At 46.2% G+C, this 24,973-nt stretch carries 25 protein-coding genes; 15 read left to right on the top strand and 10 right to left on the bottom strand.

Annotation, left to right across the window (positions count from 1 at the left end):
* Positions 1-244: 244 nt before the first annotated feature.
* The 7 genes from CWE08_RS06775 to CWE08_RS06745 form a co-directional block, all read right to left on the bottom strand.
* Positions 245-616, bottom strand: coding sequence for a hypothetical protein (locus tag CWE08_RS06775; protein ID WP_126766983.1), 372 nt, complete (start codon positions 614-616; stop codon positions 245-247).
* 25 nt (positions 617-641) lie between these two features.
* Complete coding sequence (gene brnA / locus CWE08_RS06770) at positions 642-911, bottom strand: type II toxin-antitoxin system BrnA family antitoxin (RefSeq protein WP_126766981.1); 270 nt, start codon at positions 909-911, stop codon at positions 642-644.
* Complete coding sequence (locus CWE08_RS06765) at positions 901-1,164, bottom strand: BrnT family toxin (RefSeq protein ID WP_126766979.1); 264 nt, start codon at positions 1,162-1,164, stop codon at positions 901-903. Before CWE08_RS06765 ends, brnA begins: the two co-directional genes overlap by 11 nt.
* 158 nt (positions 1,165-1,322) lie before the next feature.
* Positions 1,323-1,610 (bottom strand): NadS family protein, encoded by a 288-nt coding sequence (nadS, locus tag CWE08_RS06760; RefSeq protein WP_126766977.1) that lies wholly within the window; start codon positions 1,608-1,610, stop codon positions 1,323-1,325.
* Positions 1,603-1,944, bottom strand: coding sequence for a type II toxin-antitoxin system RelE/ParE family toxin (locus CWE08_RS06755; protein WP_126766976.1), 342 nt, complete (start codon positions 1,942-1,944; stop codon positions 1,603-1,605). Before CWE08_RS06755 ends, nadS begins: the two co-directional genes overlap by 8 nt.
* 62 nt (positions 1,945-2,006) lie before the next feature.
* Positions 2,007-2,348: an addiction module antidote protein gene (locus tag CWE08_RS06750; RefSeq protein ID WP_126766974.1), complete on the bottom strand. Its 342-nt coding sequence runs from the start codon at positions 2,346-2,348 to the stop codon at positions 2,007-2,009.
* Between the two features lie 3 nt (positions 2,349-2,351).
* Entirely contained in the window at positions 2,352-2,648 is a 297-nt protein-coding gene (locus CWE08_RS06745) for a type II toxin-antitoxin system RelE/ParE family toxin (protein WP_126766972.1), read from the bottom strand.
* Between the two features lie 743 nt (positions 2,649-3,391).
* Between CWE08_RS06745 and CWE08_RS06740 the strand changes: the two genes are divergently transcribed.
* The 3 genes from CWE08_RS06740 to CWE08_RS06730 are packed head-to-tail and all read left to right on the top strand — an operon-like array spanning position 3,392 to position 4,992.
* Positions 3,392-4,357: an integron integrase gene (locus tag CWE08_RS06740; protein WP_126766971.1), complete on the top strand. Its 966-nt coding sequence runs from the start codon at positions 3,392-3,394 to the stop codon at positions 4,355-4,357.
* A gap of 60 nt (positions 4,358-4,417) precedes the next feature.
* Positions 4,418-4,696, top strand: a complete 279-nt coding sequence (locus tag CWE08_RS06735; protein WP_126766969.1) for a type II toxin-antitoxin system RelE/ParE family toxin — start codon at positions 4,418-4,420, stop codon at positions 4,694-4,696.
* 8 nt (positions 4,697-4,704) lie between these two features.
* Complete coding sequence (locus CWE08_RS06730) at positions 4,705-4,992, top strand: HigA family addiction module antitoxin (protein WP_126766967.1); 288 nt, start codon at positions 4,705-4,707, stop codon at positions 4,990-4,992.
* A gap of 334 nt (positions 4,993-5,326) precedes the next feature.
* On the opposite strand, the gene arfB is transcribed toward CWE08_RS06730, so the two are convergent.
* Both arfB and CWE08_RS06720 read right to left on the bottom strand, forming a co-directional pair.
* Positions 5,327-5,752 (bottom strand): alternative ribosome rescue aminoacyl-tRNA hydrolase ArfB, encoded by a 426-nt coding sequence (arfB, locus tag CWE08_RS06725; RefSeq protein ID WP_126766966.1) that lies wholly within the window; start codon positions 5,750-5,752, stop codon positions 5,327-5,329.
* Positions 5,753-6,228: 476 nt separating this feature from the next.
* The gene (locus tag CWE08_RS06720; protein WP_126766964.1) at positions 6,229-7,410 is read right to left on the bottom strand and encodes a thiolase family protein; all 1,182 of its coding nucleotides are present in this window, start codon (positions 7,408-7,410) and stop codon (positions 6,229-6,231) included.
* A gap of 125 nt (positions 7,411-7,535) precedes the next feature.
* On the opposite strand from CWE08_RS06720, the gene CWE08_RS06715 reads away from it, so the two are divergent.
* The 10 genes from CWE08_RS06715 to CWE08_RS06670 all read left to right on the top strand — a co-directional run bounded on the left by CWE08_RS06715 (position 7,536) and on the right by CWE08_RS06670 (position 21,357).
* Positions 7,536-7,967, top strand: coding sequence for a MerR family transcriptional regulator (locus CWE08_RS06715; RefSeq protein ID WP_126767004.1), 432 nt, complete (start codon positions 7,536-7,538; stop codon positions 7,965-7,967).
* On the top strand, positions 7,964-9,136 hold the full coding sequence (locus tag CWE08_RS06710) for an isovaleryl-CoA dehydrogenase (RefSeq protein ID WP_126766962.1): 1,173 nt from the start codon (positions 7,964-7,966) through the stop codon (positions 9,134-9,136). Before CWE08_RS06715 ends, CWE08_RS06710 begins: the two co-directional genes overlap by 4 nt.
* A 29-nt stretch (positions 9,137-9,165) precedes the next feature.
* Positions 9,166-10,773 carry a carboxyl transferase domain-containing protein gene (locus tag CWE08_RS06705; RefSeq protein ID WP_126766960.1) on the top strand — a complete coding sequence of 536 codons (1,608 nt, stop codon included), beginning with the start codon at positions 9,166-9,168 and terminating at the stop codon, positions 10,771-10,773.
* A gap of 9 nt (positions 10,774-10,782) precedes the next feature.
* The gene (locus CWE08_RS06700; RefSeq protein WP_126766958.1) at positions 10,783-11,610 is read left to right on the top strand and encodes an enoyl-CoA hydratase-related protein; all 828 of its coding nucleotides are present in this window, start codon (positions 10,783-10,785) and stop codon (positions 11,608-11,610) included.
* The gene (locus CWE08_RS06695; protein ID WP_126766956.1) at positions 11,610-13,580 is read left to right on the top strand and encodes an acetyl/propionyl/methylcrotonyl-CoA carboxylase subunit alpha; all 1,971 of its coding nucleotides are present in this window, start codon (positions 11,610-11,612) and stop codon (positions 13,578-13,580) included. The genes CWE08_RS06700 and CWE08_RS06695 overlap by 1 nt, the downstream gene beginning before the upstream one ends.
* Before the next feature lie 89 nt (positions 13,581-13,669).
* Positions 13,670-14,596, top strand: a complete 927-nt coding sequence (locus CWE08_RS06690; RefSeq protein ID WP_275540782.1) for a hydroxymethylglutaryl-CoA lyase — start codon at positions 13,670-13,672, stop codon at positions 14,594-14,596.
* Between the two features lie 35 nt (positions 14,597-14,631).
* Positions 14,632-16,596 (top strand): acetoacetate--CoA ligase, encoded by a 1,965-nt coding sequence (locus CWE08_RS06685; RefSeq protein WP_126766954.1) that lies wholly within the window; start codon positions 14,632-14,634, stop codon positions 16,594-16,596.
* A gap of 192 nt (positions 16,597-16,788) precedes the next feature.
* Complete coding sequence (locus tag CWE08_RS06680) at positions 16,789-18,984, top strand: putative bifunctional diguanylate cyclase/phosphodiesterase (protein WP_126766952.1); 2,196 nt, start codon at positions 16,789-16,791, stop codon at positions 18,982-18,984.
* 201 nt (positions 18,985-19,185) lie between these two features.
* Entirely contained in the window at positions 19,186-20,850 is a 1,665-nt protein-coding gene (locus CWE08_RS06675; protein ID WP_126766950.1) for an electron transfer flavoprotein-ubiquinone oxidoreductase, read from the top strand.
* 90 nt (positions 20,851-20,940) lie between these two features.
* Complete coding sequence (locus CWE08_RS06670) at positions 20,941-21,357, top strand: H-NS family histone-like protein (RefSeq protein ID WP_126766948.1); 417 nt, start codon at positions 20,941-20,943, stop codon at positions 21,355-21,357.
* A 90-nt stretch (positions 21,358-21,447) separates the two neighbouring features.
* Here CWE08_RS06670 and CWE08_RS06665 read toward each other — a convergent pair whose 3' ends face one another.
* Complete coding sequence (locus CWE08_RS06665; protein ID WP_126766946.1) at positions 21,448-22,107, bottom strand: hypothetical protein; 660 nt, start codon at positions 22,105-22,107, stop codon at positions 21,448-21,450.
* Between the two features lie 303 nt (positions 22,108-22,410).
* Between CWE08_RS06665 and tsaA the strand changes: the two genes are divergently transcribed.
* Complete coding sequence (gene tsaA / locus CWE08_RS06660; RefSeq protein ID WP_420837079.1) at positions 22,411-23,139, top strand: tRNA (N6-threonylcarbamoyladenosine(37)-N6)-methyltransferase TrmO; 729 nt, start codon at positions 22,411-22,413, stop codon at positions 23,137-23,139.
* Positions 23,140-23,215: 76 nt separating this feature from the next.
* Positions 23,216-24,955, top strand: coding sequence for a proline--tRNA ligase (locus CWE08_RS06655; RefSeq protein ID WP_126766999.1), 1,740 nt, complete (start codon positions 23,216-23,218; stop codon positions 24,953-24,955).
* The last annotated feature ends 18 nt before the right edge of the window (positions 24,956-24,973 follow it).

Raw genomic sequence — 24,973 nt, 5'->3', positions numbered from 1 at the left:
TCATGGATTTGCTTCACAAACTTTGCAACTCCGGCCCGAAATTCAGATAGAGGTCGAATATCTTCGTCTACATGTACTCTTGTCATTGGCATCACCTATGTACAACTTAATGTACTTATAAATGTACCTTACAGTCTAGGATTTCGCAAGAAAAGGATTGCCGAAACATAACGCCCGCATTTGCGGCTGGTTTGGAGCGTAGCGGAAAACCAGTCCGACAACATGCGCTTGTTAGGCGCGACGCTCACTCTGAAATTACCCATTGCTTCGCAAACCGAGATTTTGCCACTTGATGTATACCTTGCCATTCTTTGCAATCCTCATGGCAGTGAACTGCAATAGTTATTTGGCCCACTTCAGAAGCACCTAATAAAATAAGTTGCAGGCCATCTACCCTTTCAGCTACTGCGATGGTTGTAGCAGTGCCACTTGGGAATTTGTGTGAACCGTCCTCGAACATCAAATTATTATCGATAGCTATCTCGTGCAGCACTTTACGTGCCTCAATAGAATTCTCTTTTGATGCAGGTATAGAGAATGTTGCTTGAGGAGTGTGTGTCTTAGCGGAGCAACCGACTATGATTGCTAGAGACAATATTGTGATTAAGTTTCGCATACTCTATTTGCCGCCTAACGCTCCGCTAATGTGCGCCGCTTGCGGTGTCACTTTTGAGCGGCTTGTTAGCAGCTTCAGCTCGCAAACGCTCCACCAGCCAAACTTTAATGATTGATTGTCGAGTAACACCTATTCGAGCAGCTTCGCGATCAAGTGACTCAACTACCCAAGCAGGAAAGTCTACATTAATACGTTTCGCTTCCTGGTTTACCCGCCGTACGCTCTTGACATCCAGATCATCAATGATGTCATCTGCACCTTCATCAAACTTCGTGTCAAAATCTTTAGCTTTCATACAACTCTACCTCTCTCTTACGCGAACGTCGTACCGAAATAAGACGAATCTTCTCACCTCGATAAGTGATGACAGCAGACCAGTGCTTCATCCCTATAAGACCAATAACCAAGTAACGAGGTTCATCGGATGGTTTCGCCCGAACTTCCAATAGGTCTTGGTCTTCCCATAAAGCTTGGGCGTCATGGAAGTCGATTCCATGCTTATGGCGATTCGCCTGACTTTTCGCGTCATCAAACTCGAAAATATCCATGAGTATAAATTATCCCTTTTTTACTCATTTAGCAAGGTAGGTGTAGTGAACTGCTAACGCCTAGCTTACCGGATTGGTGAAGATAGCGCTTTTTATGCGTCTTTTTGCATAAAAGGTGACAGCTTTAACAAGTCCGGTAGAGCTACTGGTTAGCATTTTTATGAGGCCAAGGCTCTGAGTACGGTTTCAGGCTCTTTAGAAACTACATTTAGAAGAACTAACGCTGGTCCCTGAGGTTTACGATCCCCTCTTTCCCAGTGACGAAGAGTACTGACACTAATACCGAAAGCTGAAGCAAACTCGCTTTGCGACATACCTACTTGAGCTCGGACTTGCTTTACATCTAGTGGACTGAACTCATGTACAATCGCATTTTTCACTTTGCCACCAGAATAATCAATGGCCTCTTTGAGGCCCTGCTTAATACTTGAGAATGCGCTAGCCATTTGAATCACCATAATTTTGCAGAAGTAAACTTGTGAATTTGGCGAGGTCATTGCGTTCGGCTTTACTGAGGTTCGCCTTTTCACCTTTACCAAAAACGGTAAGAAGAAAAAGAGGTACGGCACCACTGTGATAATAATAAATCACCCGAACACCACCACTTTTACCTCTTCCTTGTGCAGACCACCGTAATTTCCTAATACCACCAGTGCCTTGCATAATATCGCCTGATTGCGGGTGCGCAGCCAAGTAATTTATGATACTTGCAATTTCATCTTCATTGAGCAAGCTCGAAGCTCGTTTTTGAAATTCTGGTAGTTCTACAATAGTTTGCATAACGCAAACTATAATCCAATGGATTATATGAGGTCAACTGTTTTTTGGTGCTAACGCCCAATTCATGCGCCGGTTGTACCGGTCGCATGCAATTGATTGTTAGAAGGTGAATTCGCAGATGCTTGAATGGTTAACTGCAAACCAAGCGCTTTAGCAACTTTAGCTACGGTAGCAAAGGTAGGGTTACCTTCTGGTGATAATGCTTTGTACAGTCCTTCTCGCGTCAGTCCTGCATCCCTCGCAAGTTGACTCATGTTTTGAGCGCGAGCGACAACACTTAAAGCATGAACAATAAATGCCGGATCGTCACCGGCCTCTTCAATGCATGCCTCAAGATAAAGTTGGACATCTTCTTGGGTTTTAAGATGTTCTGCTGAGTCCCAACGCTTAGTTTTAACGTTCATAGCCTATACCTCTAATTGCTTCGCAATTTCTTTGGCTTTAGCGATATCTGCTTGTTGAGAGCTTTTATCACCACCTGAAAGTAAAATCACAACAACAGGCCCCTTCTGAACAAAGTAGACTCGGTATCCTGGCCCGTAGAAGATACGGAGCTCGCTTATACCATCCCCTACTGGTGCTACGTCCCCAAAGTGCCCCATCTCAACGCGATCGATACGCGCCTGAATCCTCGCTTTCGCTCTGCGATCCTTGAGAGACTTAAACCATCTCGAGAACGCTGTTGTTGTTCGGATTTCAATCATGGGTAAACTATAGTTAACGAATATAGACCTGTCAACTACGGTTAACAGGCGCGTAATGTATAACTAAGCCTTCTAACGCCGTGAACACGCGCTTGTCGCGTGCTTCACCTGGTTAAGCAAGCGACGCTCATAGCCAGCTACTGGCACGTTGCGAGCGAACGCGAGCCTAACCCTAAATATGGCACCCGATAGAACGATACGGCTGGATGCCCCCAATAACCTGATTCTGGCAAGCCACGCAGAATGCGCAAGACCTGCTGAACCACAACCTTCATTAAAGGCACAAGGAACGAAGCTGCCGAGATAGGAACGGCACGATCCCTGATGCCGGACTGCCAGCAAATGGCAGCTACTTCTGAAGTGGCTCCGCCCTCTCAGAATAGAAAGGGCCGAGCGACTTAACATTTGTATAGCAGGAAGGAGCGGTGTATCGGGCTCAATCCCGCGGTATAATTTGAACGAACGCCCCACTTCACAACGCTTTACTCTTTGAATACAACTTAATTACCAAACAAGCAAATCGAGCGTTCACGTATATTTTAGATAGCGAGAATGCGCAAAAACTCCTTTGCGATTCCGTATATCTGGGTACCGAATTTTCCTATGTCTTTACCATAACTCGCTTTTTCTAAATCAGCAATTCGATAGTATGCGCAAAAGCTTACTAAATCGTGAATGGCTAAATTCACCTGATAACAGATAATTGTTTTAATTAAACTAGAAATAGCTCAAGGAACGATGCTATGGGTAAAAGCCCTTTTATGGAAATGCTCCGTGCCGAAATTCGATTGCGCGGTTATGCGCCGCGAACTGAAAAAACTTACCTTTACTGGATTAAACAATACATTCGATTTCATGATTTGAAGCACCCCGAGCAAATGGGTGGTGAAGAAGTTAAATCATTTCTCACTTGGCTTGCTTCAGTAAAGCATGTCGCGCCAAACACTCAGAAAGTGGCGTTAAACGCTTTGGTGTTTATGTATCAGAAAGTACTTGGCAAAGAACTAGGTGATTTAGGGTTCACTCTAGCAACGTATCAACGCAAGCTACCAGTAGTACTCACAGCTCAAGAGGTTCTGAGTATTATTAATAATATGAACGGGATCTATGGCCTTATTATCGAACTGCTTTATGGCTCGGGGTTGCGAGTTAACGAATGCCTACGCTTGAGAGTTCAAGATATTTGCCTGAAAACATCGGCGCTTACTGTTCGCGATGGAAAAGGCAACAAAGATCGACAAACGCTGTTAAGCCAGAGCCTACACAAGCGTTTATCAAATGCTATCGAGACCTCACTTCAAATTCAGATCAATGACAATAAAAATGGGCTCGGACCATCGCTTCCACCTGCATTAAGTAAAAAATATCCAAATGCGTTTCGGCGTCCGGGTTGGATGTATGTATTCCCGTCAAGCATTCTATCAGCCCACCCAATAACGGGAGAGCTATGTCGGCATCATATGCACGATAGTTCGGTAAGAAAAGCTCTACAACCCGCAGTAAATAAGGCGAACATTCGGAAAAAAGTAAACTGCCACACATTCCGACACTCATTCGCAACTCACTTACTACAAAACGGGTGCGATATTCGTACCGTTCAAGAATTGCTCGGCCACAATGATTTAGCCACAACTCAAATTTACACTCATGTTGTTGGACAACACTACGCTGGAACCGCAAGCCCGCTAGATCTGCTTAGATCCGATTAATTGGTGTTAGTAGCCCTGAAAACCCGATTGATACCTGAGGCGTTATAGGTTACATTAACTATGATTCAAAGTTTTAAACATAAAGGTCTACAAAGGTTCTTTCACACCGGTTGTACTAATGGAATTCAAGCTACACATACGAAGCGTTTGCGGTTAATTCTTGGGCAATTGAATGTGGCAACTGAACCAAGAGACATGAATTTACCGGGGCTACGTTTGCATAAACTGACTGGAAACCGTTCCGGTACGTGGTCCGTTAATGTAAGTGGCAACTGGCGAGTAACTTTTGTTTTTCTCGGTAACGATGTCGGCACTGTCAATTATGAAGATTATCATTGAGGTATATTATGCTTATGCACAACCCACCCCATCCTGGTGAAATAATTAAAGAACTATGTCTTGAACCTCTAGGTATCTCCGTTACCGAAGCAGCGGACGCGCTAGGCGTTAGCAGAAAGACTCTTAGTTCAATTCTTAATGGACGGGCGGGTATCAGCCCAGAAATGGCGGTTCGTCTGTCCATCGCTTTCGATACTTCAGCAGAAAGCTGGCTTGAACAACAATCTCAATATCAGCTTTGGCATGCTGAGCAACATCGAAATGAATTAAAAGTAAGGCGGTTGATTGTCGCTTAGCGCTACCAATAATATGGAAAGGTAAAATCTTTAAATCGCTGCTTCCACTAGCGAGCACTTCTTTCGAGTTTAAAAAATGCCCCATCCCACGGAAGGTACACCAAATCTTCCGTCCCTTTTTTAAGGTCATTCCGGGAAACGATGATAATTCTGCGCAGCTTACACGCGGGACAGGTGGACACAAGCGGGAAATAGCGGGGGAAATATTGCGATGGGTACGCTACCGCACGGTAGCGCAACATTAAACCTGGCTTCCGGCCTCAAATACTTCCTTAACGAAAAATCAACAATACCCAATTTTGCAAATACCGGCAAGAATTAATTCCCACGGAGGTTACCCCTCAGTACCGGGCTTTTTGCGTGCCGCTTTTATGTTGCCACGTTGTTTTTTGGCTACAATACGGCGGGTTTTGCTGGCTTTGGTGGGGCGTGTGGCGATGCGTTTCTTCGGCACAATAGCTACGCTGGCAACCAATTGAATGAAATCAGCTAGAGCTTGTTCGCGGTTGGCAAGTTGGCTGCGGCTCTCTTGACACTTAATAATGATTTTGCCGCTTTGGGTAATGCGGTGATCGCTCTTATTAAGAAGTTTTTCTTTGTAAAACTCAGGCAAGCTCGAGGCATTGATGTCAAAAATAAGCTGTGCGGCAGTGGCTACTTTATTTACGTTTTGCCCACCCGCTCCACTTGAGCGGATAAATTGCCACTCAATTTCGCTATCAGGAATGCTAACCCGTGCTGAGATTTGTACATCTGCCATACTTTTTCTAATCCTCGTTTAGGTTAAAGTACCCCTACTTTAACTTCTGATATCCATAAATCGATTTCATGCGAATATTCCACAATAAATCCTTGTAAAGGATATAATACGTGGCGTCTGGAGATTGAAGCGCACAGACAACACATTTTGCTTCGAGTTAATTATATTATTGGCTGAGGAGTTAATTATGATAGAAGAAATCCGCAAAAACTTATTGTATAACGTTATGGTTCCAGGAGTAATCGCAGTGCTCGGAATCATTACTATTGCGGCTTACTTGTACGCATACGTGTTGTAGTTCGTTTATCAATTTTCGAAACTAATTTAAGTCTACACCAAAACTTATTTTAAATATAAAGGCCCTGCCGCGATTCCCAACCCGCGGCAGGGCCTTTTTTTATGAATTACCACTATATCTTTAGTTGGCTCTACCTGTAACACAGAGTTGGCGCCGTAAAACACCAGCGCCAAAAGCTTTAAATCATTTCTACCGCTAGTGCTACCGCTTCACCACCACCGATGCAGAGTGAAGTGACGCCTTTGCTTTTACCGTGTTGTTTAAGCGCATGTAGCAAGGTTACTAATAAACGTGCACCGGAAGCGCCAATTGGGTGGCCAAGTGCGCAAGCCCCACCATTCACGTTTACTTTTGCATCATCAAGCTGCATATCTTTAATCGCAATCATAGTAACCATAGCGAAGGCTTCATTGATTTCCCAAAGATCTACATCGTCTTTGCTCCACCCTGCTTGCTCCAGCGCCTTGTTCATTGCGCCCACGGGCGCCATAGTGAACTCTGAAGGTTTTTGCGAATGGGTGGCATGAGAAACGATACGCGCCAAGGGGGTTAAACCACGGGCTTTAGCATCGCTTTCACGCATTAATACGAGCGCTGCAGCACCATCGGAAATGGATGATGAGTTGGCGGCAGTTACTGTGCCATCCTTTGCGAACGCTGGGCGCAAACTTGGAATTTTATCAATGCGGGCTTTACCAGGTTGCTCATCAATGGTTACCGTTACGTCGCCTTTGCGATCGCTGTAAGTTAACGGCTCAATTTCATCGGCAAACAAGCCTTCATTAATCGCGTTCTGCGCGCGCGTTAATGAGCGAATTGCGAAATCGTCCATGTCTTCGCGAGTGAAACCGTAACTATCAGCGGTATCTTGCGCGTAACAGCCCATAGCTTTGCCTTCATACGCATCTTGCAGGCCATCGAACATCATGTGGTCGATAACTTGCCCGTGCCCCATGCGATAGCCGCCACGTGCTTTATCCAACAAGTAAGGTGCATTCGACATGCTTTCCATGCCGCCAGCTACCACTACATTGGCCGAGCCTGCTTTGATTAAATCGTGGCCAAACATAACTGTTTTCAAGCCTGAACCACATACTTTATTAATCGTGGTAGCACCGGTACCAAGTGGTAAGCCGGCGCCAATCATGGCTTGCCGGGCAGGTGCTTGCTTTAAACCTGCGGGCAGCACGCAGCCCATAATCACTTCGCTCACATCATCGCCTGCGATTCCGGCGCGGCTCACGGCCGCTTTGATCGCAGCGGCGCCTAATTCGGGTGCGCTCACAGGGCTTAACTCGCCCATGAAACCGCCCATTGGCGTGCGCGCGGCGGAAACAATAACTACTGAATCTGAGCTCATGAAACTTATCTCCTGAAGGTTGTAAAACTTTACGTTAACGTAAACTTCATGTTAGCTTATCGTGTATAAGTGCCGAATGGCAAGTAAGTGGGAATAGTAACATGCAGAATACCACCGCATCAGCAATGGCAGCAGAATTCGAAACTAGCCCTGAACGCGTTCGCCGCACTCAGGATTTTTTTAGTATCGGCGATTTAGCCAAAGAATTTGATATCACCACACGCAGCATTCGTTTCTACGAAGATCAAGGGTTAATGAGCCCTGAGCGCCGCGGCCAAACCCGCATTTACACGCAAAAAGACCGTGTTCGCCTCAAGCTAATTTTACGGGGAAAACGCCTTGGCTTTACGTTAGCGGAAACTAAAACGTTGTTCGATATGTATGATCGCGATGGCAGCAGCGTGAACCAATTACAAACCATGTTGCGTTTAATAGACGACAAAAAATTGGCCCTGCGCCAACAACTCGAAGACATTAAAGTTGTTTTGCATGAGCTCACCGCCGTAGAGAGCGGGTGCCTTGCTGAACTTTCAGAAAAAACCAAGGAGAACCCATGATTAGCGCCTATAAACCTTTCAATTTCGATCTCGGTGAAACCGCCGATATGATTCGCGAACAAGTTAACTCATTCGCTCGCGATGAAATTGCACCCCGTGCTGCTGAAATTGACGAGGCCAACGATTTTCCTGCCGATTTATGGCGCAAATTTGGGGATATGGGCCTACTTGGCATTACCGTTCCAGAAGAATTTGGTGGTTCTGAATTAGGCTACTTAGAACACGTTATTGCTATGGAAGAAATTAGCCGTGCTTCTGCTTCTGTAGGTTTGAGCTATGGCGCCCATTCTAACCTTTGCGTAAACCAATTAAAAATTAACGGTAGCCAAGCGCAAAAAGAAAAATACTTACCAAAATTGGTGAGTGGTGAGCACGTTGGCGCCCTAGCCATGAGTGAACCAAACGCGGGTTCTGATGTGGTGAGCATGAAGCTGCACGCGAAAAAAGACGGCGATCACTATATTTTGAACGGTAATAAAATGTGGATTACCAACGGCCCTAATGCCGATGTGCTTATAGTGTACGCAAAAACTGAGCCGAGCGCTGGTTCAAAAGGTATTACCGCATTCATTATCGAAAAAGAAAACACACCGGGTTTCAGCACTGCGCAGAAGCTCGATAAATTGGGTATGCGTGGCTCAAACACCTGTGAATTAGTATTCGAAGATGCCCGCGTGCCAGCTGAGAATATTCTTGGCGAATTAAACCAAGGTGTAAGAGTTTTAATGAGTGGCCTTGATTATGAGCGCGCGGTACTAGCGGCTGGCCCTTTAGGTATTATGCAAGCGTGTATGGACGTGGTAGTGCCTTACATTCATGAACGCAGCCAGTTCGGCCAAGCCATTGGTGAATTCCAATTGGTACAAGGCAAAATTGCTGATATGTACACGCAAATGAACGCAGCACGTGCCTATGTTTATGCGGTGGCGAAAGCCTGTGATCGCGGCGAAACCACGCGTAAAGATGCGGCTGGTGCTATTCTTTATGCAGCAGAGCTTGCTACTAAAATGGCACTCGATGCCATTCAGCTGCTGGGCGGCAATGGCTATATCAACGAGTACCCTACCGGCCGCTTATTGCGCGATGCCAAACTGTATGAAATTGGTGCCGGAACCTCAGAAATTCGCCGCATGCTGATTGGCCGTGAGTTATTTTCGGAATCGAAATAATTTAGCGCTAACCGATAAGGAATCTCGTTGTGGCTATTATCACCAGTAAAGTGAATTCGCGCGATGAAACATTTTTAGCGAATAAAGAATCAATGCAGGCCGTGATGGCCGATCTGCAAGAAAAAGCAGAGAAAATTAAGCAAGGTGGCGGCAAAAGTTACCAAGAACGGCACGAATCGCGCGGCAAGCTATTAGCTCGCGATCGTATTCAGCGTTTGCTTGATGCCGGATCACCGTTTTTAGAACTAGGCCAATTTGCGGCCTGGGATGTTTACGATGATTACGTGCCCGCTGCTGGCGTTGTTGCTGGTATTGGCCGGGTTGAAGGCGTTGAATGCATGATTGTGGCAAACGATGCCACGGTAAAGGGCGGAACCTATTACCCCCTCACGGTGAAGAAGCATTTACGCGCCCAAGAAATTGCTGAACGCTGCCACCTACCCTGCATTTATTTAGTTGATTCTGGTGGTGCGAATCTGCCTCGGCAAGATGAAGTATTCCCTGATCGGGATCATTTCGGCCGCATATTCTTTAATCAAGCCAATATGTCGGCGAAGGGTATTCCACAAATTGCAGTGGTAATGGGCCTTTGTACAGCCGGCGGTGCGTATGTACCAGCCATGGCAGATGAATCCATTATCGTAAAAGAACAAGGCACTATTTTCTTAGCTGGCCCGCCGCTGGTAAAAGCGGCCACTGGCGAAGAAGTAAGTGCTGAAGAGCTTGGCGGTGCCGATGTGCACACCCGTGTTTCTGGTGTGGCCGATCACTTTGCGGTGAACGATGAACACGCATTAGATATCGCTCGCCGTTCGGTATCGCGCTTGAATCGCCCTGCGAAAGCAAAACTTGATGTGGAGCCGGTAAAACCGCCCCGTTACGCCCAAGAAGAAATTTACGGCATTGTCGGCACAGATTTGCGCAAGCCGTATGATGTGCGCGAAGTAATTGCTCGTGTTGTTGATGATTCTGATTTTGATGAATTCAAGCAAAACTACGGCAACACTTTAGTTACCGGCTTTGCCCGTATTCACGGTTTCTTAGTGGGTATTGTGGCAAATAACGGCATTCTCTTTTCCGAATCAGCGCAAAAAGGCGCACACTTTATTGAGCTCTGTGCCCAGCGCAAAATTCCTTTGGTGTTCTTGCAAAATATCACTGGTTTTATGGTGGGCAAGAAATACGAAGCCGAAGGTATTGCCAAGCACGGTGCGAAAATGGTTACCGCCGTAAGTTGTGCGAAAGTGCCAAAGTTCACCGTGTTAATTGGCGGTAGCTATGGTGCAGGTAACTACGGCATGTGTGGCCGCGCTTATGATCCAACGCTGATGTTTATGTGGCCAAATGCACGTATTTCCGTAATGGGTGGCGAGCAAGCCGCAGGAGTGATGGCGCAAGTTACCCGTGATGGTAAAGAACGCAAAGGCGAAAGCTGGAGCGCGGAAGATGAAGCCAGATTCAAGCAGCCGATTATTGATACCTACGAGCACCAAGGCCACCCTTACTATGCCTCGGCGCGGTTGTGGGACGATGGCATTATCGATCCTGCGCAAACGCGCACGGTGCTCGGTTTAAGTATCTCTGCGGCATTAAATGCACCGATTGAAGATACACGCTTTGGCGTGTTCCGCATGTAAGGGGTGTGTATGTCTGCTGACCATGTAGTTTTAGATATTGATAGCCGCGGCGTTGCTCGGCTCACCATGAATCGCCCAGAGGTTCACAACGCCTTTGATGATGTGATTATTGCTCAGTTGCGCGCTGCCCTTGGTAAAGTGCGTGAAAACGCCGATGCGCGGGTTTTAGTGCTGCAATCGGCGGGTAAAAACTTCTCTGCCGGCGCTGATTTGAATTGGATGCGTTCCATGGCTGATAAAAACTATCAGGAAAACGTGGATGATGCCGGCGAACTAGGCGCTCTGATGTGGGAACTGGATCAATTACCGATTCCTACTATTGCCTTGGTAAATGGTGCGGCGTTTGGTGGCGCGGTGGGCTTGGTGGCTTGCTGCGATATGGCCATTGGCCATAGCCGAGCAAGCTTTTGCCTCTCGGAAGTAAAAATTGGCCTCATTCCAGCGGTTATTAGCCCCTATGTTGTGCGCGCCCTTGGCGAGTCAGCAGCACGCCGCTATATGCTAACGGCAGAACGCTTTTTTGCGGCGGAAGCATACCGATTAGGCTTACTAGATGAAGTAACCGAAGGCGATTTAGAAGAGGCACTCGAGCCGCTCTTAACCGCACTCTTGGCCAATAGCCCCGCCGCAGTAAAAGCCTGTAAAAATCTAATTCAACACGTGAGCAACGTGCCGCTTAATCACGAAGTGGTAGCAGAAACGGCGCGCCGTATTGCTGAAATTCGTGTTTCCGCTGAAGGCCAAGAAGGCCTTAGCTCGTTTCTTGAGAAACGCACTCCTGCTTGGCAACATGCGCCAGCATCAAAGCCTCAAGCGCAAACGGATGGAAAAAAATAATGGCTCAACAATTATCTAAAATTCTAATCGCCAACCGTGGCGAAATCGCTTGCCGGGTAATTCGTACAGCGCGCGAAATGGGTATCAAAACCGTTGCAGTTTACTCTGATGCCGATACCAACGCGCAACATGTGTTGCAAGCCGATGAGGCCGTGCATATTGGTGGTTCGCAAAGCAGTGAATCATATCTGTGTGCTGATAAAGTAATTGCGGCGGCAAAACGTACCGGTGCCCAAGCGATTCACCCGGGCTATGGCTTTTTATCAGAAAATGAATCCTTTGCTGAAGCCTTGCAAGATGCCGGCCTTATTTTCATCGGCCCGCCGGTAAAAGCAATTGCGGCGATGGGTTCAAAAAGTGCTGCCAAAAATATTATGGCCGAAGCTGGCGTGCCTTTGGTGCCCGGTTATCATGGCGAAGATCAAAGTGATGATCTTCTTGCTGCTGAAGCTGAAAAAATTGGCTACCCGGTATTGCTGAAAGCCGCTTACGGTGGCGGCGGTAAGGGTATGCGTATCGTAGAAAAAGCCAGTGAATTTGCCGAAGCCTTAGCCTCAGCTCGGCGCGAAGCGAAGGCTGGGTTTGGCAACGATAAAATGCTGGTAGAAAAATTTATTACCCGCCCTCGCCATGTTGAAATTCAAGTGTTTTGTGATCAGCACGGTAATGCTGTGTATCTTGCCGAGCGTGATTGTTCGGTGCAACGCCGCCACCAAAAAGTAGTTGAAGAAGCTCCGGCACCTGGCCTTAGTGAAGAAACCCGCAAAGCCATGGGCGATGCTGCAGTGCGCGCTGCTCAAGCGATTGATTATGTAGGCGCAGGCACCGTTGAGTTCTTATTCGATGAAGATGAAAGTTTTTACTTCATGGAAATGAATACCCGCTTACAAGTAGAACATCCGGTTACCGAAATGATTACCGGCGTTGATCTAGTAGAATGGCAGCTTCGTGTTGCCGCCGGTGAAGTGTTACCCATGCAGCAAGATGAAATTGTGCTCGATGGCCATGCGTTTGAAGCGCGTATTTATGCTGAAAACGCTGATGATAACTTTATGCCGAGTACCGGCACGCTAGCCTACTTGCGCCACCCGGACGTTTCACCTTATGTGCGTTGGGATTCAGGCATTGTGGAAGGTGATGAAGTAACCACCTTCTATGATCCAATGATCGCCAAGCTCATTGTCTGGGATATCGATCGGGAATCAGCCCTACGCCGTTTAACCAACGCGCTAAGGGAAACGCGCATTGCCGGGGTTACTACCAATACCGATTATCTGCACCGCATTGTAAGCCATGAAGCCTTCCAAAAAGCCGAGCTTACTACGCGCTTTATTGAGCAATATGGCGATGCCTTGCACCAGCGCGAGAAAGGCTTACCGGAAGCAATTAACTTGCTTACCATTGCAGCTTCGATTATTCGCAACCGCCAACACACGGCGAATCAAGATCCATGGTCGCGTGCCAATGGTTGGCGTGTGAATGCGCCAGCAAAGCATCGTATCTGCTTGCAAGCCGCCGGCGCTGAGAATGCTACAGTGCTGAATTTAGAAGAAGCCGATAACGCTATTTACTGGCCAGAACACGAACTCGCCGTGCGTTTTGCCAAAGATGGCGCGGTGTTGGTTGATGGCTTACGCTTTCATTGTGAGATAGCACAAGAAAATGGCCGTTATACGCTGTTTAGCCATTATGGCCGTTTCGATGCTAGCCTATATGATGCGGTGGCAGAATTAATTCATGAAGAAGAAGCCGGTAATTTAACTGCCCCCATGAACGGCACTATTGTGGCCGTAAATGTAGCTACGGGCGATCACGTTAAAGAAGGGCAAGCTTTAGTGGTAATGGAAGCTATGAAAATGGAATACACCATTCGTGCCCCATTTGATGCAACCGTTGAGCAAGTATTCTTCAATGCTGGCGAGCTAGTATCAGATGGTGCTGAGCTGATAAGTTTAGCGGTAGAAGAGTAGTTTTAAGCCTGAATCGCTAATCAGGAGAGCACCTTAGCGGCTTCTAAGCCTCGTAACTTCAGGGGCCGTAAAAAACAAGGAATGCACACATGCCAAACAGATTATCAAATAGTATGGCGAACAACCTGCCAAGCTCGGTAAGAATTGTAGAAGTTGGCCCACGGGATGGGCTACAAAATGAGCAGGCAGTAACCACTGCCGATAAAGTGGCGCTCATTCATAATTTGGCGGCGGCAGGCTTTAAAACGATTGAATCAGCCAGCTTTGTAAGCCCTAAATGGGTGCCACAAATGGCCGATAGCAGCGAAGTTTTACAGCAAATTCAACGGAAAAAGGGCGTTACTTACTCTGCCCTAACGCCAAACCTAAAAGGTTTTGAGCTTGCTATGACCGCCGGTGCCGATGAAGTGGCGGTATTTGGTGCCGCCTCGGAAGCGTTCAGTAAAAAGAATATAAACTGCTCGATTGAAGAATCATTAGATCGCTTTGCGCCTGTTATGGAAGCAGCGAAATCGGCCGGCGTTCGCGTTCGTGGCTATATTTCCTGTGTGCTGGGTTGTCCCTACCAAGGCGAGGTACCCATCAGTGAAGTAGTGCGTGTAGCTCGGCAACTTCATAACATGGGATGCTACGAAATTTCCCTTGGCGATACCATTGGTGTAGGCACACCGATTCATGCACAGCGCATGCTCGGCGCCGTTGCCGATCATGTGCCGATGGAACAACTTGCACTGCATTTCCATAACACCTACGGCCAAGCATTAGCCAACTTAGCCGCTTGTTTGCCAATGGGTGTGAGTGTAATTGATAGCGCAGTTGCTGGCCTTGGAGGCTGCCCCTACGCCAAGGGCGCAAGTGGCAATGTGGCCAGTGAAGATGTGCTGTATATGCTCGATGGCATGGGCATTGAAACCGGCGTAGATTTAGATAAAGCCATTGCAGCTGGCCGTGCTATTTGCAAAGCGCTCGGCACCACCCCTCGTTCGAACGTAAGTATTGCTCGAAGCGCAACCTAATACAAAAACAAAAACGCATAAATAAAGGCGATGTTATGAACTCAGCGAACAATCTTTTGTGGCAACCTACTATTGAACAGCGTGAACGCACACAAATGATGGCATTTTTGCGCACCGTTGAAGCGAAGTATCAGCTCAATTTCTCCAACGACAACCCCGCTGAGCAGTATGACGCATTACATGCTTGGTCTGTAACCGAAAAAGAGGCGTTTTGGAGCCTACTGTGGGATGAATTTGCAGTTATTGGCAACAAAGGCGAACGGGTGCTAGTGGATGGCGATAAAATGCCGGGGGCAAAATGGTTTCCAGATGCGCAAATTAATTTTGCGGAAAATTTGCTGCGCTTTCGCGATAACCGCCCTGCCATTGTATTCACCAACGAACATGGTGAACGCACCGAAATAACATACGCGGAACTTTACCTCGCCACCGCGCAACTTGCAGCCAAGCTCAAACAACAAGGTGTGGTAGCCGGTGATCGTGTGGCCGGTATGTTGCCTAACTGTATTGAAACGATTATTGCAATGCTCGCCACCACAAGCTTAGGGGCGGTGTGGTCGAGCTGTAGCCCTGATTTTGGCGTGCAGGGTGTACTTGATCGCTTCGGCCAAGTGGCACCAAAGGTATTATTCACTGTAGATGGCTATTTTTATAACGGTAAAACACTGAATATTAGCGATAAAGTAAATGAAATTGCCGCTAACTTACCTTCGGTAGAAGCTTTAATTACGATTCCGTTTGCCGGCATTCAGCATAGCATCAACCATGCTATTGAATGGGATGATTATCGTGATGCTAATGCTACTGAACTTGCATTCACACCCCGCAAATTTAGCGACCCGCTATACATTATGTTTAGCTCAGGCACTACAGGCGTGCCCAAGTGCATTGTTCATGGTATTGGCGGTACGCTTTTGCAGCACATAAAAGAACATGCCCTGCATACGGATTTACGCCGTGAAGATACGCTGTTTTATTTCACCACCTGTGGTTGGATGATGTGGAACTGGTTGGTTTCTGGCTTAGCGATCGGCGCCCGTTTAGCATTATTCGATGGCTCTCCTTTTTATCCAAGCCCTGCCGCGATGCCTGATTTAATTGATAAAGAAGGAATTACGGTATTTGGCACCAGCGCAAAATATCTAGCGGCACTGGAAAAAGCGGGAGAAAAGCCAAGAGAAAGCCATAAGCTGAGTTCCTTGCGCGCAATTCTTACCACCGGTTCCGTGTTAGCGCCTGAGAGCTTTGATTATGTTTACCGTGATATTAAAACCGATGTTTGCTTAAGTTCTATTTCTGGCGGTACCGATATTGTTTCTTGTTTTGCCCTTGGCAACCCAATGCTGCCGGTTTATCGCGGCCAGCTGCAATGCCGCGGCTTGGGTTTGGCGGTTAACGTATACAACGATACCGGCAAGCCTGTGTACAGCGAAAAAGGCGAATTGGTATGTGAGCAAAGCTTTCCTTGCATGCCTATTGGCTTTTGGAACGATAAGGATGGTAGCCGCTATCAAAGTGCTTACTTTGAACGCTTTAAAAATATTTGGGCACACGGTGATTACGCTGAGCTTACACCTGAGGGTGGTGTGATCATCTATGGCCGCTCCGATGCGGTATTAAACCCTGGTGGGGTGCGTATTGGCACTGCGGAAATCTATCGACAGGTTGAGAAAGTAGATGCGGTATTAGAAAGCATTGCGGTTGGCCAGAAATGGCAAGATGATGAACGTATTGTGCTGTTTGTTAAGTTACGCGAAGGTATTGAATTAACCGATGATTTGCGGAACGAAATAAAACAAACGATTCGCGCCAATGCTACGCCTCGGCATGTTCCTTCAGTTATTCTGCAAGTGGCCGATATACCCAGAACTATTAGCGGAAAAATCGTTGAACTCGCGGTGCGCCAAGTTATTCATGGCGAAACTGTGAAAAACACTGATGCCTTAGCAAACCCAGAAGCGTTGGCTTTCTTTCGTGATCGTGCAGAACTTAGGCAGTAAATTCCGTTTTCAGCAATTTTTGTAAGAAATTACACGTTTAAATTCTCACACTACTAGACGCGAAAAATTTAAACGTGTAAAAATAACTACTTAGTTTATTTTGTCGGTAATTCACGGAAAGAATTGCGTTGGTTCGAGCGGAGCTTTGAATGTACTTCAAAGTATAAGAAATATAATCATTCCTATGATGAAATGCGCAATTTAAAAAAACATAAACAGGCTATATTCGCCGGTGTTATCGGATTAACGCTCACGCTGATCCTAACATTCGCTTTACGCATTTCGGATAATCACTCCATCCGCAACACACTCGACTCTGAGCTATATGATTTACAATTAGAAATTCGCCGTGAATTGCAATCTCACATGTTCGGTTTCACTTGGGTAAGCCGACAAGGTGAAGTGGGCCCAGCTTGGGTTGCTGAGGGCGATTTGATCACCTCTTATTACCGCCAGTTTCGTAGCTTATTTTGGATCGCTTCTGATGGCACAGTTACGCGCCACTACCCGGATACTTGGGAGCCACCTGCTGCCGTGCCCGAATCGATCGCGTTATGGCTTAGCCGCTTTAATCCGGGTGCACGTTACCTGATAAGCGCAGAGGAATTGGCTGAACATCCAGCGGATTTACTATTAGTAGTGCCCTTCAATGGCGATGAACACAGCGGGTTTTATGCCGGCGTGATCGATATGAATCGTTTATTGCATTTAACTGTAGCAAGCCATTTAAGCGATAACACCGCCTTTCACGTTATTCGCCAATCAGATGCCGAAGTAATGTTTGATCTCGCGCCGAACGATGAATTACAAGCCCAATGGGGCAATCATCGTGTGTTTCAGATTTTCGGTGAAACTTGGATTTTAGAGTTATGGCCAACACCGCAGCGACTACAAGAAATGCGGAGTAAACTGCCTTTATTAGTTCTATTGGCGGGTTCGTTGGTAACCGGCCTACTCACCTTCGTTTTGTACTTATTGGGTGTTAGCCGTGTTCGTGAAAATCTTCTACAAGAGGCGAATCGTGAGCTTTATGATGAAATCGAAGAGCGGGAAAAAATAGAGCAGCGTGTAGCCTATTTAGCCGAGCACGATTCGCTTACCGGCTTAGCAAACCGTAACGCGATTATTGCTCAGCTTGGCAACGAGCTTGATATATTGCGTGAGCAAAGCTTACGCGTTGGCGTAATGATTCTCGACCTTGATCACTTTAAAGAGGTAAACGATACCCTAGGCCACAACATTGGTGATGCATTATTGAAGCAGGTATCTACTCGCCTTTCTGAATTGCACGGTGGTAAATCAATGCTAGCTCGTTTAGGTGGCGATGAGTTTGCGGTAATGCTTACCAATGTGCGCGAACAAGAGGATTTAGAATCTTATGCGGGCGAAATCATTGAAGCGCTGGATAAACATTTTAATGTGGAAGGTTACGAGATCTTTGTTACCGGTAGTATTGGCATAGCGCTTACTCAAACCGGCCAAGAAGATGCCGAAACGTTGATGCGCCATGCTGATACCGCACTTTACCGAGCAAAAGAACGGGGCCGCAACACCTGGCATGTGTATAGCCAAGAACTTCATGATGAGCTGGCTGATCGGCTCGATTTATCGAAAAAACTGCGCTATGCCATTGAACAAAACAAATTGGCGGTGTTTTATCAGCCGCAAGTAGACATGACAACGCGTAAAATTATCGGGTTGGAGGCGTTAGTGCGTTGGATAGAAGATGATGGCACTATTATCGGCCCCGATCGTTTTATACCCATCGCTGAAGATTCAGGGCTTATTCTGCCAATTTCAGATTTTGTGCTGCAAACAGCCTGCCGCCAATTGGCTCGGTGGCGTGATATGGGCTTGAATGATATTCGAGTTTCCGTGAATTTATCTGGCCGCCAGTTCCAAGTACCCGATTTAACAGATCAGATTCTCTATGCGGTTCGCAGCGCTGGGATACCTACCGCTTTTCTCGAATTAGAGCTCACTGAACAAGTACTCATTGAAAATAGCCAAGCTCATACCGATTTCATGCAAGATATGCGTGATAATGGCATTACGCTCGCAATCGATGATTTTGGTGTAGGTTATTCTTCTCTCTCATATTTGAAGCACTTCCCGATCAATGCACTGAAAATTGATCGCTCTTTTGTGAAAGATTTACCCGACGATAAAGACGATGCCACAATTACCCAAACCATTGTAAGTTTGGCGCGAAATTTAGATATCGGCATTGTTGCTGAGGGTGTAGAGAACCAAGCCCAGGCTGATTTCTTAATTGAGCGTGGTTGTACTATTGGCCAAGGCTATTTTTATAGCCGCCCTGTCCCTGCCGATGAAGCAACCGCATTGTTAACCGCGCCAAATAGCGTAATTCCTGTTAAAATATCCTAGATAATTTATTTTTCATAAACCGAATTATTTTGAAGCTAATATTTCGGTTGTTTCTGTGCTTGCAGGCTTTTGTGTTTACGTTGTTATTTACGTAGCTAATAACTTCGATATGAACCTTGGCATTCGCCTTGATGATTAAAGCTAGCTTGAAACGAATAAAAGCACAGAATTTAAAATTTTGAAATGTGAGGAGTACCCACAATGGCTGCACATGATGTAGAACGCGAGAGTATGGAGTTTGATGTACTGATTGTGGGCGCGGGCCCTGCAGGGCTCAGTACTGCATGCAGGCTTGCTCAGTTGAATCAAGAGCAAGGCAAAGATTTGCAAATTTGCGTGATCGAGAAAGGCTCCGAAGTTGGTGCACATATTCTTTCCGGGGCCGTGTTTGAGCCCCGCGCCCTTACCGAACTGTTTCCTGATTGGAAAGATCGAGGTGCGCCCCTTAATACGCCTGTTTCTCGCGATGAAATATATATGTTTGGTAGTGCGGAGAAAGCATCCAAATTACCGAATTTCATGGTGCCGAAAACTTTTCATAACGATGGCAACTACATTGTCAGTATGGCCAATGTAAGCCGCTGGCTTGCTAGCCAAGCTGAAGATCTAGGTGTAGAAATATTTCCTGGTTTCGCGGCGGCAAACGTGATTTACGGCGAAAATAACGAAGTGTGTGGTGTGCTTACCGGTGATATGGGTGTAGGCGCTGATGGCGAGCCAAAAGATGGCTACATGCCGGGCATGGAATTACGTGCCAAATACACCATTTTTGCCGAAGGCTGCCGTGGTCATTTAGGCAAAGAACTAATTGAACATTACCAGCTCGATAAAGATAGTACCGTGCAACACTATGCTATTGGCTTTAAAGAAATCTGGGATATTCCTGCTGAACTGCACGAAGAAGGCTTAGTTGTGCACTCTACCGGATATCCGTTAAAAGATGAGGCAAGCGGCGGCGGGTATTTATATCATGCCGAGAATGGCCAAGTGTTTCTGGGATTAATTATTGATTTAAATTACACCAACCCGCACTTAAATCCTTTTGCGGAGTTCCAGAAATTTAAACAACATCCACAAATTCGCAAGTTATTAGAAAATGGCAAACGAGTTAGCTATGGTGCACGGGCAATAGCTAAGGGTGGCTTTTATTCATTACCGAAAATGACTATGCCAGGTGCGGTATTAGTGGGTTGTGATGCGGGCACTCTAAATTTCGCGAAAATTAAAGGCAACCATACGGCAATGAAAAGCGGCATGTTAGCCGCAGAAACAGTTTTTGCTGCGGTAGTTGGCGAGAATCATGGTGCTGATTTGCAAGAATACACACAAGCATTTAAAGATTCTTGGGTATACGATGAATTATATCGTTCTCGCAACTTTGGTCCGGTTATTCATAAATGGGGCACCTGGTTAGGTGGCGCTTATAATACCTTAGATCAAAACTTCTTTGGCGGGAAACTCCCCTTTACTATTAAAGATACAAGAGCCGATCATGAAGGTATGCAGTTAGCGAAAGATGCAAAAGCTATTGAATATCCAAAACCTGATAACAAGGTTAGTTTTGATCGAAATTCTTCGGTTTATTTATCTAACACTAACCATGAAGAAGATCAGCCTTGCCATTTACAGCTTGCCGATAGCGATATTCCGATTAAGGTGAATTTAGAAAAATTTGATGAGCCAGCTCAACGTTACTGCCCTGCCGGAGTTTATGAGGTAGTAACAACTGATTCGGGTGATAAACGTTTTCAAATAAATGCGCAAAATTGTATTCATTGTAAAACGTGCGATATTAAAGATCCAAGCCAGAATATTCGTTGGGTAACGCCCGAGGGCACAGGTGGTCCAACGTATCCAAATATGTAAGTTTTCGCTTAAGGTTAATAACTTGTGTTTGTATTGCGCTACTTTCATATTAATATTTAGCAACTTTTAAAGCGCAACCTAGGAATATATATGATCGAATTTACAGATATTCTAACCCATGCTCGTAGGTTAAATGCGGCAACAAAAGAACTATCCGTTGCCGAATTAAATGAAGTAGCCGCGAAATTGGCAAATATTATTGAGCAGCGCAAGGAAGAAGAAGCTGAGCAACAACGCAAACTGGCTGCCAAACAGTTAGATATCGAACGGATTCGAAAAGAAATTGCTGATGCGGGTTTAAAGGCTGAAGAAGTACTCGGTATTGATACTCAGGCGAATACTAAAACAAAAGCCAAGGTACATAAACCGCGAGCGGCAAAACCAGCAAAATATAAATATCTGGATGCGAACGCTGTTGAAAAAACTTGGACAGGCCAAGGCCGCACACCAAAGCCAATTCAAGAAGCGCTTGATGCAGGCGGCTCGTTAGATGATTTTTTAATTTAACCCCATGCCTAGCAAAGAACTAGCAAAGCACTAGCAAAGCACTAGCAAAAAAGAGGCTCAGTAAAATGAGCCTCTTTTTTATTTCTGCGTTTAGCGCAAACGAATTCCTGCATCACCTACGCCAATATCAATATTTATGGGATATTCACCATCACCACGCCCACGTGCGGTTTCCGCCACAATTGCGCGCTTTGAGCTAACATCATGAGCACCATCGATACTCACAGCGCCCACTCCTACATCGGCACTTACGGCTCCGGCTTCGCTTAACAGCCCTACCACTTTCACATCACCCACACCTAAATCGATATTCACAGCTGTTGCACCTATATTTACATCAACCAAGCCAACGCCGAGATCAATATCAAGCTTATCAACTCGCGGCAGGGTTACTCGCCAAGTCGCTTCAACATTATCTTCAGAAAACGAAAGGGTAAGTACTCCATTGCGCTCGCGAATATTGATGTCCATATCGCTAACATCTTTTGTGCGCCGCATAATACCGGAACGCTTACCTTCAAATTGGGCTCGAATAGTTAAGTTAGAACCTTCTCCCTGCTCAACATAAACCGACCCTACTCCGTTTTTCAGCACAACATGTTGTATATCCGCAATCGAAATCTCATGATAGCGCTCCACTTCACTACTCGCCGCCGCCGATGTGCTTAAAGTTAGCATACTTAACGAGGCAACAAATGCGAGCACTATCCAGCTCATTTTTTTCATGGTGGTTTCCATTGCTTTACTCATGGTTTTCCCTTATTTATCGTTTTATTTAAATATCATAGATTACATTTTGTGGTTAACGCTTAATTCTTTGCTGCTGGCCTGAAGCTATTTATTATCGAGACCATTTGTTACTTGAATCACTTATTACTTAAATCATGTGTTACTTAAAGAAAGCAATATTCGGGCCAGTTTTTTAAATTCATGTTTTTCTTGATATTTCCGCAAAACGTCAAATCAAACTTAGTGGTATGCGCGAAAATATGGTGAAATATCCACACTGGTTTGGTGGCTTACACCAATACGAATATTTAGGAATGCGCTGAAGTGAACACATTGAAAAATGAAGGCAATAGAAAGAGCTCCAGCCAAGAGTATGTTTTTAAACCCATTGGCTACATTGAATCACCCTATCGGCAAAAATTCGCTATTCCGCGGCAACCTGGATTAGTTCCGAGCGCACGTGGCGTTATTCATTTTTATGATGATTTTATTCATGCTGATTGCATCCGTGGCATTGAGGATTTTAGCCATCTGTGGCTTACCTTTGTTTTTCATGAAACTGCAGCACAAGGTTGGAAGCCTTTAGTGCGGCCGCCGCGCCTTGGTGGTAACGCACGAAAAGGCGTGTTTGCCACGCGTTCAACTTTTCGGCCGAACCCGATTGGCCTTTCTGTTGTGGAATTGCTGGCGGTAGAGAAAAAGCAATTAATTATTCGTGGGCTCGATTTATTACATGGCACACCCATTTTGGATATCAAACCCTATCTACCCTATTCCGATAGCATCGGTAATGCCTTGGGCGGCTATGCCGATGATAAGCCTACGAGCGGTATGAGCGTTTCGTTTTCCCCTGAGGCTGAAAATACCATTCTGCAACAGCAAAAAGCATTTCCAGAGTTACAGCAATTAATAACCGAGGTGTTACAGCAAGACCCACGCCCCGGTTATCAACGCGAGCAAAACTGGGAAAAAGAATACGGTATGCACCTTTATGAATTCAATATCAAATGGCGAGTAATAGGCAACGATAATCATGTAATAAGCATCAGTTAAGCCTTTGTTGCATGGGCCGAGGCTGATAGAATGCTGCTTAATTTAATTTGCTAAATTCAGTACGAGATAAATGACTATGCGCACGAGCCAATACCTGCTTGGAACAATGAAAGAAACCCCTGCTGATGCTGAAGTGATTAGCCATCAGTTAATGTTGCGCGCCGGTATGGTGCGTAAGGTTGCATCTGGGCTTTACACATGGACACCAACAGGCCTGCGTGTGTTGCGGAAAGTTGAACAAGTTGTGCGCGAAGAAATGGAAAAAGCCGGCGCTATCGAAGTGTTGATGCCAATGGTGCAGCCTGCCGATTTATGGGAAGAATCAGGCCGTTGGCATGATTATGGCCCTGAGCTTTTGCGCATTAAAGATCGCCACAACCGCGATTTTGTGCTCGGCCCTACCCATGAAGAAGTGATTAGCGAATTAGTGCGCAAAGAAATAAATAGCTATAAACAGCTGCCGCTTAATCTATTCCAGATCCAAACTAAATTTCGCGATGAAATCCGGCCACGGTTTGGCGTGATGCGCTCACGGGAATTTATCATGAAAGATGCGTATTCGTTCCACACCACGCAAGAGAGTTTGGAAGATACCTACAAAACCATGTTCGATGCCTACTGCAATATCTTCAATCGCTTGGGTTTAGATTTCCGGCCAGTGATTGCTGATACCGGCTCCATCGGTGGCAATATGAGCCATGAGTTCCATGTACTTGCCAGCTCAGGCGAAGATGACATCGCCTTTTCTGATAGCTCCGATTACGCCGCTAACGTGGAACTTGCCGAGGCAGTTGCCATTGCTGATGAGCCATTAGCAGCCACACAAGCGATGGAAAAAATAGCAACACCAGAAGCGAAAACCATTAAGGCTTTGGTAGAGCAATTTGATATCAATATTGAAAGTACGGTTAAAACACTCATTGTGCACGCAGCTGATACCACCGCAAAGGATACAAAAGCACCAGCCAATGCGCCCGCAAAGCTAGTAGCATTGATTATTCGTGGTGATCACGAGCTTAACGAAATTAAGGCGGCGAAACACTCGGCCGTGGCATCGCCACTCGTATTTGCCAGCGACGAAGAAATTAGAGCAGCCGTTGGTGCCGGCCCGGGTTCACTTGGCCCAGTAAATCTAACCATGCCGGTGATTATTGATCGCGCTGTGGCGAGCATGAGTGATTTTGCCGCAGGAGCTAATGAAGAAGGCTTTCACTTCTTTGGTATCAATTGGAATCGTGATGTAGCGCTGCCAGAAGTAGCCGATTTACGCAATGTTCGTGCAGGTGATGCCAGCCCTGATGGCAAAGGCACGTTGAATATTGCCCGTGGTATTGAAGTAGGCCATATTTTTCAACTTGGCACCAAGTACAGCGAAGCCATGAAAGCCGGTGTATTGAACGAAGATGGCAAGAATCAATCCTTGATTATGGGCTGTTACGGTATTGGCGTTTCGCGTATTGTGGCTGCGGCTATTGAACAGAACAACGATGCCAATGGCATTATCTGGCCTACGGCTATGGCGCCTTACCAAGTGTGTATTCTGCCGATGAATATGCATAAATCGGCGCGGGTTCAGGAAGTAGCTGAAAAATTGTATGCTGAGCTTAAGGCCGCTGGCGTTGAAGTGTTATTCGATGATCGCAAAGAACGCCCAGGGGTTATGTTTGCGGATATGGAACTCATTGGTATTCCGCATACTATTGTTATTGGTGAGCGCAACTTAGATGAGCAAGCGGTAGAATATAAAAATCGCCGCAGCGGCGAGAAAGAAACGCTGAAAATCGCTGATGTTTTAGCGCGCGTGCAAAGCGCATAATGCTGAAAGCCTGACGCT

This window comes from Aliidiomarina iranensis (assembly GCF_003987135.1).
In the GTDB taxonomy this organism is placed as follows: domain Bacteria; phylum Pseudomonadota; class Gammaproteobacteria; order Enterobacterales; family Alteromonadaceae; genus Aliidiomarina; species Aliidiomarina iranensis.
Note: the sequence above shows the minus strand (reverse complement) of the source record. Positions and strands in the feature narration are given on the sequence as shown.

Coding starts and splice junctions, on each gene's coding strand:
- CWE08_RS06730 (WP_126766967.1), top strand. CDS start 4,705: ATGCTTATGCACAACCCACCCCATCCTGGTGAAATAATTAAAGAACTA.
- arfB (WP_126766966.1), bottom strand. CDS start 5,752: ATGGCAGATGTACAAATCTCAGCACGGGTTAGCATTCCTGATAGCGAA.
- CWE08_RS06665 (WP_126766946.1), bottom strand. CDS start 22,107: ATGAGTAAAGCAATGGAAACCACCATGAAAAAAATGAGCTGGATAGTG.
- CWE08_RS06750 (WP_126766974.1), bottom strand. CDS start 2,348: ATGAACGTTAAAACTAAGCGTTGGGACTCAGCAGAACATCTTAAAACC.
- CWE08_RS06745 (WP_126766972.1), bottom strand. CDS start 2,648: ATGATTGAAATCCGAACAACAACAGCGTTCTCGAGATGGTTTAAGTCT.
- CWE08_RS06715 (WP_126767004.1), top strand. CDS start 7,536: ATGGCAGCAGAATTCGAAACTAGCCCTGAACGCGTTCGCCGCACTCAG.
- CWE08_RS06680 (WP_126766952.1), top strand. CDS start 16,789: ATGCGCAATTTAAAAAAACATAAACAGGCTATATTCGCCGGTGTTATC.
- CWE08_RS06685 (WP_126766954.1), top strand. CDS start 14,632: ATGAACTCAGCGAACAATCTTTTGTGGCAACCTACTATTGAACAGCGT.
- CWE08_RS06720 (WP_126766964.1), bottom strand. CDS start 7,410: ATGAGCTCAGATTCAGTAGTTATTGTTTCCGCCGCGCGCACGCCAATG.
- CWE08_RS06755 (WP_126766976.1), bottom strand. CDS start 1,944: ATGCAAACTATTGTAGAACTACCAGAATTTCAAAAACGAGCTTCGAGC.
- CWE08_RS06690 (WP_275540782.1), top strand. CDS start 13,670: ATGCCAAACAGATTATCAAATAGTATGGCGAACAACCTGCCAAGCTCG.
- CWE08_RS06675 (WP_126766950.1), top strand. CDS start 19,186: ATGGCTGCACATGATGTAGAACGCGAGAGTATGGAGTTTGATGTACTG.
- nadS (WP_126766977.1), bottom strand. CDS start 1,610: ATGGCTAGCGCATTCTCAAGTATTAAGCAGGGCCTCAAAGAGGCCATT.
- CWE08_RS06765 (WP_126766979.1), bottom strand. CDS start 1,164: ATGGATATTTTCGAGTTTGATGACGCGAAAAGTCAGGCGAATCGCCAT.
- CWE08_RS06655 (WP_126766999.1), top strand. CDS start 23,216: ATGCGCACGAGCCAATACCTGCTTGGAACAATGAAAGAAACCCCTGCT.
- CWE08_RS06695 (WP_126766956.1), top strand. CDS start 11,610: ATGGCTCAACAATTATCTAAAATTCTAATCGCCAACCGTGGCGAAATC.
- CWE08_RS06670 (WP_126766948.1), top strand. CDS start 20,941: ATGATCGAATTTACAGATATTCTAACCCATGCTCGTAGGTTAAATGCG.
- CWE08_RS06735 (WP_126766969.1), top strand. CDS start 4,418: ATGATTCAAAGTTTTAAACATAAAGGTCTACAAAGGTTCTTTCACACC.
- CWE08_RS06710 (WP_126766962.1), top strand. CDS start 7,964: ATGATTAGCGCCTATAAACCTTTCAATTTCGATCTCGGTGAAACCGCC.
- CWE08_RS06700 (WP_126766958.1), top strand. CDS start 10,783: ATGTCTGCTGACCATGTAGTTTTAGATATTGATAGCCGCGGCGTTGCT.
- CWE08_RS06740 (WP_126766971.1), top strand. CDS start 3,392: ATGGGTAAAAGCCCTTTTATGGAAATGCTCCGTGCCGAAATTCGATTG.
- brnA (WP_126766981.1), bottom strand. CDS start 911: ATGAAAGCTAAAGATTTTGACACGAAGTTTGATGAAGGTGCAGATGAC.
- CWE08_RS06775 (WP_126766983.1), bottom strand. CDS start 616: ATGCGAAACTTAATCACAATATTGTCTCTAGCAATCATAGTCGGTTGC.